The 12,391-nt window shown below is 69.6% G+C and carries 4 protein-coding genes; 1 reads left to right on the top strand and 3 read right to left on the bottom strand.

Features of this window, described 5'->3' with window-relative positions; genetic code table 11:
* Positions 1–46 precede the first annotated feature (46 nt).
* Positions 47–8,032 (top strand): beta strand repeat-containing protein, encoded by a 7,986-nt coding sequence (locus C7444_RS14105; RefSeq protein WP_375136936.1) that lies wholly within the window; start codon positions 47–49, stop codon positions 8,030–8,032.
* Between the two features lie 21 nt (positions 8,033–8,053).
* Here the strand turns inward: C7444_RS14105 and argJ are convergent, their stop codons facing one another.
* From argJ to C7444_RS14090, 3 genes are all read right to left on the bottom strand, one after another.
* On the bottom strand, positions 8,054–9,283 hold the full coding sequence (gene argJ, locus C7444_RS14100) for a bifunctional glutamate N-acetyltransferase/amino-acid acetyltransferase ArgJ (RefSeq protein WP_110401483.1): 1,230 nt from the start codon (positions 9,281–9,283) through the stop codon (positions 8,054–8,056).
* Positions 9,284–9,349: 66 nt separating this feature from the next.
* The gene (locus C7444_RS14095; protein WP_110401482.1) at positions 9,350–10,684 is read right to left on the bottom strand and encodes an ABC transporter ATP-binding protein; all 1,335 of its coding nucleotides are present in this window, start codon (positions 10,682–10,684) and stop codon (positions 9,350–9,352) included.
* Entirely contained in the window at positions 10,677–12,284 is a 1,608-nt protein-coding gene (locus C7444_RS14090) for an ABC transporter permease (RefSeq protein WP_211317561.1), read from the bottom strand. Before C7444_RS14090 ends, C7444_RS14095 begins: the two co-directional genes overlap by 8 nt.
* Positions 12,285–12,391: the final 107 nt, after the last annotated feature.

Genomic DNA, 12,391 nt, shown 5'->3' with positions numbered 1-12,391 from the left:
CGGCACCGTCGTCGAAGGCGAGGTCGCCACTGGCTACACCGTCCAGCTGTCTCAGCCTGCGGCTACTGATCTGACTGTCCAGCTGACCTACAGCGGCACGGCCACTGACGGCTCCGACTACACGAAGGTCGTCTCGGTCACCGTCCCTGCAGGCTCGGCCTCAACCACCTTCGACATCGCTACGATCGATGATGCCCTGGCAGACAACGGTGAATCGTTCACCGTCACGCTCGGCACGATCACCGGTGGCGGGTTCGAAGCGGTTGCTGTCGATCCGACAACAGCTTCGGTCACGACCGTCATCTCCGACGACGTCGGCCCCGGCGTTCCCGGCGGCGGCACGCCTGGCACCGAAGATACGGTCACCATCAGCCTGACTGGCCCTGGCACCGTCGTCGAAGGCCAGGTCGCCACTGGCTACACCGTCCAGCTGTCTCAGCCTGCGGCTACCGATCTGACTTTCCAGCTGACGTACTCTGGCACGGCCACTGACGGATCTGACTACACGAAGGTCATCTCCGTCACCGTGCCCGCTGGCTCGGCTTCGACCACCTTCGACATCACCACGCTCGACGATGCCTTGGCAGACAACGGTGAATCGTTCACCGTCACGCTCGGCACGATCACCGGTGGCGGCTTCGAATCGGTTGCCGCCGATCCGACAGCGGCTTCGGTCACCACCGTCATCTCTGACGACGTCGGCCCTGGCGTTCCCGGCGGCGGCACACCTGGCACCGAAGATACGGTCACCATCAGCCTGACCGGCCCTGGCACCGTCGTCGAAGGTGAAGTGGCCACTGGCTACACCGTTCATCTGTCGCAACCGGCAGCTACCGATCTGACGGTCCAGCTGACTTACTCAGGCACGGCCACTGACGGCTCCGACTACACCAAGGTTGTTTCAGTCACCGTCCCTGCCGGCTCGGCTTCGACCTCGTTCGACATCACCACGCTCGACGATGCCTTGGCAGACAACGGTGAATCGTTCACCGTGACGCTCGGCACGATCACCGGTGGCGGTTTCGAAGCGGTGGCGGTCGATCCGACGGCAGCTTCGGTCACGACGGTCATCGCCGATGATGTCGGCCCTGGCGTTCCTGGCGGCGGCACGCCGGGTGCCGAGGACACGGTCACCATCAGCCTGACCGGCCCCGGCACCGTCGTCGAAGGCCAGGTCGCCACTGGCTACACCGTCCAGCTGTCTCAGCCTGCGGCTACTGATCTGACCGTCCAGCTGACGTACTCCGGCACGGCCACCGACGGCTCGGACTACACGAAGGTGGTCTCCGTCACCGTGCCCGCGGGCTCGGCTTCGACCTCGTTCGACCTGGCTACGCTGGACGATGCCCTCGCCGAAGGTTCCGAGTCCGTCACCGTCACGCTCGGCACGATCACGGGTGGTGGTTTTGAGGCGGTTGCTGTTGATCCGACGGCAGCTTCGGTCACGACGGTCATCGCCGACGACGTCGGTCCTGGCGTTCCCGGCGGTGGCACGCCGGGCGCCGAGGACACAGTCACCATCAGCCTGACCGGTCCTGGCTCGGTCGTCGAAGGCGAAGTCGCCACTGGTTACACCGTTCATCTGTCCCAACCGGCAGCTACCGACCTGACCGTTCAGCTGACGTACTCTGGCACGGCAACTGACGGCTCTGACTACACCAAGGTCGTTTCAGTCACCGTCCCTGCCGGCTCGGCATCGACCTCGTTCGATCTGGCCACGCTGGACGATGCACTGGCAGAAGGTTCCGAGTCCGTCACTGTCACGCTCGGTGCTGTCACTGGCGGTGGTTTCGAAGCGGTTGCTGTCGACCCGACAGCGGTTTCGGTCACGACCGTCATCTCCGACGACGTCGGCCCCGGCGTTCCCGGCGGCGGCACGCCTGGCACCGAGGACACGGTCACCATCAGCCTGACTGGCCCTGGCACCGTCGTCGAAGGTGAAGTGGCGACTGGCTACACCGTTCATCTGTCGCAGCCTGCGGCGACCGATCTGACTGTCCAGCTGACTTACTCAGGCACGGCCACTGACGGATCTGACTACACGAAGGTCATCTCCGTCACCGTGCCCGCTGGCTCGGCCTCGACCTCGTTCGACCTGGCAACGCTGGACGATGCCCTCGCCGAAGGCTCCGAGTCCGTCACTGTCACGCTCGGTGCTGTCACTGGCGGTGGCTTCGAAGCGGTTGCTGTCGATCCGACGGCAGCTTCGGTCACGACGGTCATCGCCGATGATGTCGGCCCCGGCATTCCCGGTGGCGGCACGCCGGGCGCCGAGGACACCGTCAACATCAGCCTGACCGGTCCCGGTACCGTCGTTGAAGGCGAAGTCGCTACCGGCTACACCGTTCACCTGTCGCAACCGGCAGCTACTGATCTGACCGTTCAACTGACCTACAGCGGCACGGCCACCGACGGTTCCGACTACACGAAGGTCGTCTCCGTCACCGTCCCTGCTGGCTCGGCGTCGACCTCGTTCGATCTGGCCACGCTGGACGATGCCCTCGCCGAAGGTTCCGAGTCCGTCACTGTCACGCTCGGCACGATTACCGGTGGCGGTTTCGAGGCCGTGGCCGTCGATCCGACGGCCGGCTCGATCACGACGGTCATCGTTGACGATGTCGGCCCTGATGCTCCGGGCGTCAAGCCCGGGCCGGAAGACACCGTCTCCATCAGCCTGACCGGTCCTGGCACCGTCGTCGAAGGCGAGGTCGCCACTGGCTACACCGTCCAGCTGTCTCAGCCTGCGGCTACTGATCTGACTGTCCAGCTGACCTACAGCGGCACGGCCACTGACGGATCTGACTACACGAAGGTCATCTCCGTCACCGTGCCTGCGGGTTCTGCTTCGACCACCTTTGACATCACCACGCTCGACGATGCCTTGGCAGACAACGGTGAATCGTTCACCGTGACGCTCGGTGCGGTCACGGGTGGTGGCTTCGAAGCGGTTGCTGTCGACCCGACCGCTGCCTCGGTCACGACCGTCATCTCAGACGACATCGGCCCTGGCGTTCCCGGCGGCGGCATGCCGGGCACCGAGGACACAGTCACCATCGGCCTGACCGGCCCCGGCACCGTCGTCGAAGGTGAAGTCGCTACCGGCTACACCGTTCATCTGTCGCAACCGGCAGCTACCGATCTGACCGTCCAGCTGACCTACAGCGGCACGGCCACGGATGGCTCCGACTACACCAAGGTCGTTTCAGTCACCGTCCCTGCCGGCTCGGCTTCGTCCTCGTTCGATCTGGCCACGCTGGACGATGCTCTGGCCGAAGGCTCCGAGTCCGTCACCGTCACGCTCGGTGCTGTCACTGGCGGTGGTTTCGAAGCGGTTGCTGTCGACCCGACAGCGGCTTCGGTCACGACCGTCATCTCCGACGACGTCGGCCCCGGCGTTCCCGGCGGTGGCACGCCTGGATCGGAAGATACGGTCACCATCAGCCTGACCGGTCCCGGTACGGTGGTCGAAGGTGAAGTGGCAACCGGCTACACCGTTAACCTGTCGCAGCCTGCGGCGACCGATCTGACTGTCCAGCTGACGTACTCCGGCACGGCCACGGATGGCTCCGACTACACGAAGGTCATCTCCGTCACCGTGCCCGCTGGCTCGGCTTCGACCTCGTTCGACCTGGCCACGCTGGACGATGCACTGGCCGAAGGCTCGGAGTCCGTCACCGTCACGCTCGGTGCTGTCACGGGTGGTGGCTTCGAAACGATTGCTGTCGATCCGACAACAGCTTCGATCACCACCGTCATCTCCGACGACGTCGGACCTGGCGTTCCCGGTGGCGGCACGCCGGGTACTCAGGACACGGTCACCATCAGCCTGACCGGACCCGGCACCGTCGTTGAAGGCGAAGTGGCAACTGGCTACACCGTCCAGCTGTCTCAACCCGCGGCTACTGATCTGACTGTCCAGCTGACTTACTCAGGCACGGCCACTGACGGGTCCGACTACACAAAGGTCATCTCCGTCACCGTGCCTGCGGGCTCGGCATCGACCTCGTTCGACATCACCACGCTTGACGATGCCTTGGCAGACAACGGTGAATCGTTCACCGTCACGCTCGGCGCGGTCACGGGTGGTGGCTTCGAAGCGGTTGCTGTCGACCCGGTCGCCAGCTCGGTCACCACCATCATCTCTGACGACGTCGGCCCCGGCGTTCCTGGCGGCGGCACGCCGGGCGCCGAGGACACGGTCACCATCAGCCTGACCGGTCCCGGCACGGTGGTCGAAGGCGAAGTGGCCTGCGGCTACACGGTGCATCTGTCCCAGCCGGCGGCCAGCGAGGTCACGGTCGAGCTGATCTACAGCGGCACGGCGACCGACGGCAGCGACTTCTCCAAGGTGGTCTCGGTGACGATCCCGGCGGGCTCGGCGTCGGCGGATTTCGACATCGCAACGATCGACGATGCGCTGGTGGAGCGGGGTGAATCGTTCATCGTGGGCATCGGCGGCACCAGCGGCGGGGGCTTCGAGGCGCTGGCGGTCGATCCGGTCGCCAACGCGGTGACGACGGCCATCGTGGACGATGCCGGGCCGGCGGCACCCGGCGGCCCGGGCGCGCCGGGCGTGGAGGACACGGTGCTGGTGAGCATCAGCGGCCCGGGTTCGGTGATCGAGGGCGAGACGGCCAGCGGCTACACGGTGTGCCTGTCGCACGCGGCGGCCACCGACATGACGGTGCAGCTGATCTACACCGGCACGGCCACCAACGGCGAGGATTTCCAGGCGGTGGTGAGCGTGACCATCCCGGCCGGCTCGGCCTCGGCGGCGTTCGAGGTGCCCACGCTCGACGATGCGCTGGCCGAGGTCGGCGAGCGCTTCACGATCGCGGTGGGCGGCACGACGGGCGGTGGCTTCGAGGAGGTCGCGGTGGATCCGGCGGCCAATGCGGTGACCACGACCATCGTCGACGATGCCGGCCCCGACCTGCCCCCGGGCAGCCCGCCGGCCGGTCCCGAGGACACGGTGCTGATCGGCATCTCCGGCCCGGACCAGGTCGGCGAGGGTGAGGTCGCGACGGGTTATGTGGTGCACCTGTCGCAGGCGGCCGTCACCGACCTGACGGTGCAGCTGACCTACGGCGGCACGGCCACCGATGGCAGCGACTACATGCGGGTGGCAACCGTGACCATTCCGGCCGGCGCCAGCAGCGTCGGCTTCGATCTGGCCACGCTGCCCGACGGCCAGCCCGAGGGGGCGGAGTGCATCGTGATCGGCATCGGCGCGACCCACGGCGGCGGTTTCGAGGTGCTGGCCGTGGACGGCTCCGCGGCGCAGGTGGTCACCGCCGTGGTCGATCCAGCGACCGCGCCGCAGATCAGCGGCCCGCTCGACGTGCGGGTCTCGGAAGAAGGCCTGGCGCAGGGTCTGGCCGACGGCACCGGGGCCCGGGCCGGCGACGACACGGGCAACAGCCGCAGCGTGCACGGCCAGCTGACGCTGAGCGATGCGGACTCGGCCTCGCTGCAGGTCACGCTGACGGCGCCGACGACCGGCCTGAGCTGTGGCGGCCAGCCGGTGGTGTGGACCGGCGACGGCACCGGCACGCTGGTGGGCCACATCGGTTCGGCCACCGGTGCGGTGGCGCTGAGCATCACGATCGATGCCAGCGGGGCCTATGACGTGACGCTCGACGCCGCGCTGGACCATGCGCTGCAGGGCGAGGACCTGCTGTCGCTGGACGTGGGGGTGCGGGTGTCCGACGGCACGCACACCAGCACCGCCACGCTGACGGTGGGCATCGAGGACGACGCCCCCACGGCCTCGCACAGCACGGCCACGCTGCTGGTGCGCCACGACAGCATCCGCATCAGCCAGATGGACGCGGGCTTCAGCGACGACACCTACCGCAACAACGACTGCGACGTGTCGCGCAGCGACACCGACAGCCACGACGGCAACATCGACCAGCTGCGCTGGGGCCAGGCCGCCAACGACCAGAACCGCCAGTCGGGCTACGACCTGGTGGACAGCACCCGCCTCACGACCGCGACCGGCGCCACGGTCGAGGCCGGCGAGGTGTTCAAGCTGGCCGACTTCACGCACCGCAACTACGCGATCGCGAGCGGCTCGTCGACGCTGAAGGAGACCGACCTCGACCTGACGATGGCCGTCGAGATCAACGGCGTGAGCACGCAGGTGACGTTCACGGCCCACCTGGTGCACACCGAGACGCCCAACAGCAGCGATGCGGTCGCCTCGCGCGACATCATCCAGCTGCCGGCGCAGACGGTGACGGTGCAGGTGAACGGGCAGGACTACGAGGTCAACCTGCTGGGCTTCAAGGACAGCAGCGGCCAGCTGCTCACCGAGATCCGCACCGACGAGAACACCGCGTCCAACACCTTCGGGCTGTACGGCAGCGTGACCCCGACCGACCTGCCGCCCGACCTGGTCGGGCAGGTGCAGGTCGACGCCGGGGCCGACGGGCTGGCGGCGATCCGCTGGAGCGACACCGGCAGCGCCTACGGCACCTTCACCGGCGACGCGGACGGCAGCTACACCTTCGTGATGAACCAGGCCACCCGCGAGGCGCTGGCGGCCTCGGGCGAGGCGCTGACGCAGACCTTCACCTACCAGGTGGTCGACCGCGACGGCGACGTGACGAGCGGCAGCGTGACGGTGGCGCTGGCACGCGAGGAAACGCTCGCCCCGGTGACGCTGACCAGCACCACGCAGACCATCGACAGCGACTCGATCGGCCTGGGCGGCGAGTACTTCGGCTACAACGACAACCGCACGGGCACGGCACACGACGCCACCTTCTCGGGCGCGACGCGTCTGCACGCCGACGACGGCTCGGCCACGCTGGGCGGCAACACCAGCACCAACCTGAACCACCTGGCCGACATCGAGCACATCGTCGAGGGCCGCAACGGCAACACCGACCTGGTGGGCAACGCCCAACTGTCGCTGGCCGGCGCGGCGGACGCCACCTTCACGATGCGCAACGTGGAGTTCGGCCTGGTCGCGGGCACGGACCAGGCGCTGTTCAGCACCGACCTGGGCCAGAGCGGCAGCACCTTCGCCAGCGGCCAGACGGTGACGGGCAACAACCTCGACCGTTTCCTGCACGGCTCGAACGCCGGCAACGCCAGCGCCATCACGGCCACCAGCGGCATGGGCGACAGCACCGACGCGATCATCCGCGCCGTGGGCTACATCGACATGACCGGCGGCACCTACGACATCCGGGTCACCGGCGACGACGGCTACCGGCTGCTGATCGGCGGCGAGACGGTGGCCGAGGTCGACGTCAACCAGTACGTGGCGGTGCGCACCTTCACCGGCGTGGACCTGAGCGACGGCCTGCAGCCCATCGAGATCCTCTACTGGGACCAGGGCGGCCACGCCAGCCTGCGCATCGAGCTCAAGCCCTCGGGCGCGGCCGACACCGACTACAAGGTGCTGGGCAGCGACGAGTACGCGCTGTTCGCCCCCGGCGAGGTGCCCGTGCTGGGCGCGCAGCAGGACATCGTCGAGTCGTCCACCAACGGCGTCTGGGAGATCCGCACGGGCCAAGACTACACCGGCACCAGCGGCAACGACCAGGTCACCGGCAGCGATGGCAAGGACGTGATCCGCGGCGGCGCGGGCCGGGACACGATCGACGGCGCCCAGGGCGACGACCGCCTCGAGGGCGGCTCGGGCCACGACGTGCTGACCGGCGGCCAGGGGGCGGACGTGTTCGCCTGGTCACTGGCCGATGCGGGCTCGGCGGGTGCGCCGGCCCACGACACGGTCACCGACTTCAAGGTGGCCACCGTGGGCGGCGATGCCCTCGACCTGCGTGACCTGCTGCAGGGCGAGAACCACGCCAACCTGACGAACTACCTGCACTTCGAGACCAGCGGCAGCGACACCGTGGTGAGCATCAGCTCGACCGGCGGGTTTGCCGGCGGCTACGACAGCAGCCACACCGACCAGACGATCACGCTCAGCGGCGTGACCCTGGGCGGCGGCAGCGACATGAGCGTGGTGCTGGACCTGCTGGCGAAGAACCAGCTGGTGGTCGACAACGGCTGAGCGGCGCCCGACGGCCGCCGCTCAGCTGCGGTAGTCGGCGTTGATGGTGACGTAGTCGTGCGAGAGGTCGCAGGTCCACACCGTGGTGGTGGCGCTGCCGCGGTGCAGGTCCACCCGCACGGTGATCTCGGCCTGCTTCATGACGCGCTGGCCGTCTTCCTCGCGGTAGGCCGGGTGGCGGCCGCCGTGCTCGACGACCAGCACGTCGTCGAGGTGCAGGTCGATCAGGCCCTGGTCGAGGTCGTCGATGCCGGCGTAGCCGACCGCGGCCAGGATGCGGCCGAGGTTCGGGTCGCTGGCGAAGAACGCGGTCTTGACCAGCGGCGAGTGGGCGATCGCGTAGGCGGCCAGGCGGCACTCTTCTTCGGTGCGGCCCCCGTCGATGCGCACGGTGATGAACTTGGTGGCGCCCTCCCCGTCGCGCACGATGGCCTGGGCGAGCTGCTGCGACACGGCGATCACCGCCTCGCGCAGGGCCTGGCCTTCGGTCGAGTCCAGCGAGGTGATGGCGGCGTGGCCGGCCTGGTGGGTGGCGATCAGCAGGAAGCTGTCGTTGGTCGAGGTGTCGCCGTCGATGGTGATGCGGTTGAAGCTCAGGTCGGCGGCCTGCGTGACCAGCGGCTGCAGCAGCTCGGGGGCGATCACCGCGTCGGTGGCGACGAAGCCGAGCATGGTCGCCATGTTCGGGCGGATCATGCCGGCGCCCTTGCTGATGCCGGTCACGGTGACCGTGCGCCCGCCGATCTGCACCTGGCGCGACGCGGCCTTGGGCAGGGTGTCGGTGGTCATGATGCCTTCGGCGGCGATGCCCCACTGGTCGGCCTTCAGGTCGGCCAGCGCGGCGGGCAGGCCGGCCTCGATGCGCTCGCTGGGCAGCGTCTCCATGATGACGCCGGTCGAGAACGGCAGCACCTCCTCGGGGGCGATGTGCAGGTGGCGGGCCAGCGCGACGCAGATGGCGCGCGCACGCACCAGGCCGTCCTCGCCGGTGCCGGCGTTGGCGTTGCCGGTGTTGATGACGATGGCCCGCTTGGCGGGACCGGCGGCCAGGTGCTGGCGGCAGATCTGCACCGGCGCGGCGCAGAAGCGGTTCTTCGTGAACACGCCCGCGACGCTGGAGCCCTCGGCCAGGGTGACGACCGTCAGGTCACGTCGATTGGCCTTGCGCACGCCGGCCATCGTGATGCCCAGCATCACGCCGGGCACGGGATGGAGGTCGCTGGCGATCGGGGCTTGCAGGTTCACGGGCATGGGGCTCTCCGCAGGGGGAAATGAAGGGATTCTGGCGAGGCGCGATTGTAGGCAGGCGCGATGACGTCACGGCGCCGGGCCGGGCTCGCCGGCCTCGCTGCCGTCGGGCAGGTGCAGCTGGCCGCTGCGGGCATCGAACTCGAGGACCTCGCCATGGCGCGCCCATTCGGTGGCGGTGAGCAGCGTCTGGCGGGCCTGGTCGTCGGGCAGGTGCTGGCGCAGCAGCACCAGGAAGGGTTCGCGCGGCAGCCGGCCGCTGGCCTGGGACTCCAGGCCATGGCGGATGTGCGCCACCAGCGGCACGTGGGTCAGCACCTGCTGGCCGAACAGGCCGCGGCGCACGGCCACGTCGGCCTCGAGGTAGCGGTGCCCGAGCGCGGTGAGGGTGAGATCGCCGCCGGCCAGCGTCGCCAGGCCGAGCAGCGCCAGCGCCCGCGCGCCCGGCAGCAGCCGGGCATCGGGCAAGGCGCTGACCTGGGCCAGCCGCGGCAGGTCGGCGTGCCCCTGGAAAGGCGGTCCGGCCAGCACCGCCATCAGGCTGTGCAGCAGGCCGATGCCCGCCTGGGGCAGGCGGTCGCCGAGGTGCAGGCGAGCGGGCTCGCCCGGACGGGCCGGCGGGCCGGCCGCAGGGTGGCCCGCCGTCATCAGCGCGTAGAGCTCGTCGACCAGGTCGCGCACCTCGAGGCTGTCCGGATCGCGCGGGCGCGGCAGCGACACCAGGCGCTGGTCACGCACGCGGCCGGGATCGCTCGCCAGCACCAGCACCCGATCGGCCATCAGCACCGCCTCCTCGATGCTGTGCGAGACCACCAGCATCGCGCGGGTGGGCATGGTGCCGCCGGCCCACAGCTGCAGGATCTCGTCGCGCAGGCGCTCGCCGGTCAGCACGTCGAGCGCCGAGAAGGCCTCGTCCATCAGCAGCACCTCGGGCTCGGTGACCAGCGCCCGGGCGATGCCCACCCGCTGGCGCATGCCGCCCGACAGCTCCCCGGGCAGCGCGCCCTCGAAGCCCGGCAGGCCGATCATCTCGATGGCCAGGCGCGCGCGCCGTTCACGCTCGGCCGGCGCCACGCCACGCGCCTCCAGGCCCAGCTCGACGTTCTGCCGCACGCTCAGCCACGGGAACAGCGCAAACGACTGGAACACCATGCCGACGGCCCGTGCCGGCCCGTTCAGCGGCTGGCCGTGCAGCAGCACCTGGCCGGTGTCGGCCGGGATCAGCCCGGCCAGCAGGCGCAGCAGCGTGCTCTTGCCCGAGCCCGAGGCGCCCAGCAAGGCGACGATCTCGCCGTCGTGCAGCGCCAGGTCGACCCCCTCGAGCACCGGGCGCCAGTGGCCGTCGGCACTGCGGAAGCGCTTGCCGACCTGGCGCAGCTCGATCAGCACCGGGTGTTCAGCCATGCCAGCGCTGCTCGGCCAGTCGGTAGAGCCGGCGCCACAGCAGGCGGTTGAGCACCATGACGAACAGGCACATCACCGCGATGCCCAGCACCAGGCGCGCGAAGTCGCCCGCCTCGCTCATGCGGGCGATGTAGCTGCCCAGGCCGCGCGCCTGCAACGTGGTGTCGCCCCAGGTGACACATTCGGCCACGATGCTGGCGTTCCAGGAGCCGCCGCTGGCGGTGATCGCACCGGTCACGACGCTCGGGAAGACCGCGGGCAGCAGACAGCGGCGCCATTTCAGCCAGCCCCGCAGGCCCAGGCTGGCCGCGGCCAGGCGCAGCTCCTCGGGGATGGCCGCCGCCCCGGCGATGACGTTGAAGAGGATGTACCACTGCGTGCCCAGCACCATCAGCGGCGACAGCCAGACGTCGGGGTCGAGCCGCCAGTGCAGCAGCACCATCACCGCCACCGGAAAGGTCAGGTTGGCCGGGAAGGCCGCCAGGAACTGCACCACGACCTGCAGGCGCGAGCTCCAGCGCGGATTCAGCCCGATCCACACCCCCACGGGCACCCAGACCAGCACCGCCAGCGTGATCAGCACCAGCACGCGCGCCAGCGTCAGGCTGCCCAGCAGCAGCACCTCGACCAGTTCGGCCCAGCCCAGGCGCGACTGCAGCCAGTGCAGCAGCGCGCCGGTGCTGAGCCCGGCCGCCAGCAGCAGCGTGGCGTCGGTCAGCCGGTCGTGCCAGACGGGCGCCCCCCGGGGTCGCGCCGAGGGGGACAGGCCGTCGGTGCGACGCCCCCAGTGCTGCAGGCTCCAGCGCAGCGGCTGCGTCAGGCCGTGGCCGATGGCGCCCAGCAGCGGGGCACGCCTCAGCCCGCGCAGCAGCCACGAGCGTGGCGGCGCGCTGCCCGCGCCTTCCTCGAAGCGGAACCGGTCGGCCCAGGCCAGCAGCGGCCGGAACAGCAGCTGGTCGTACAGCAGCAGGCCGACGAACATGGTCACGATCGCCCAGGCGATGGCGCCCAGGTCACGCGCCTCGATCGCCAGCGCGATGTAGGAGCCCACGCCGGGCAGCTTGATGTCCCGGCCCGACACGGTGATCGCCTCGGAGGCGACGATGAAGAACCAGCCGCCGGCCACCGACATCATCAGGTTCCACAGCAGCGCCGGCGTGGCCAGCGGCAGCTCCAGCCGCCAGAAGCGCTGCCAGCCCGACAGCTGGAAGATGCGGGCGGCCTCGTGCAGCTCGGACGGCACCGAGCGCAGCGACTGGTGCAGGCTGAACGCGAGGTTCCAGGCCTGGGAAGTGAACAGCGCGAAGATCGCCGCGCACTCCACGCCCAGCAGCCGGCCCGGGAACAGCGCGAGGAATCCGGTGACCGTGAGGGTCAGGAAACCCAGCACCGGAATGGACTGCAGCACGTCGAGCAGCGGCACCAGCACCCGCTCGGCCAGGCGCGAGCGGGCGGCCGACACCGCGAACAGCGCGGCGAACAGCAGCGAGGCCGCCAGGGCGATCAGCATGCGCAGGCTGGTGCGCAGCAGCAGCTCGGGCAGCTGCCGGGGGTCGAGCGTCAGCAGCAGCGGGGTGCCCGGCCGGTAGGGCTGCACCATCTGCGCCGAAGCCCAGCCGAGCAGCACCAGCGAGACCAGCACGACCGGCAGCACCGCCCAGCCCAGCCAGCGGGCCGAGGGTTCCGGGTCCAGCAGCACCAGCGGGC

The organism is Sphaerotilus hippei, assembly GCF_003201595.1.
Lineage (GTDB): Bacteria > Pseudomonadota > Gammaproteobacteria > Burkholderiales > Burkholderiaceae_C > Sphaerotilus > Sphaerotilus hippei.
This window is presented reverse-complemented; position numbering and strand designations above follow the sequence as displayed.

Coding starts and splice junctions, on each gene's coding strand:
- C7444_RS14095 (WP_110401482.1), bottom strand. CDS start 10,684: ATGGCTGAACACCCGGTGCTGATCGAGCTGCGCCAGGTCGGCAAGCGC.
- C7444_RS14090 (WP_211317561.1), bottom strand. CDS start 12,284: ATGGTGCAGCCCTACCGGCCGGGCACCCCGCTGCTGCTGACGCTCGAC.
- argJ (WP_110401483.1), bottom strand. CDS start 9,283: ATGCCCGTGAACCTGCAAGCCCCGATCGCCAGCGACCTCCATCCCGTG.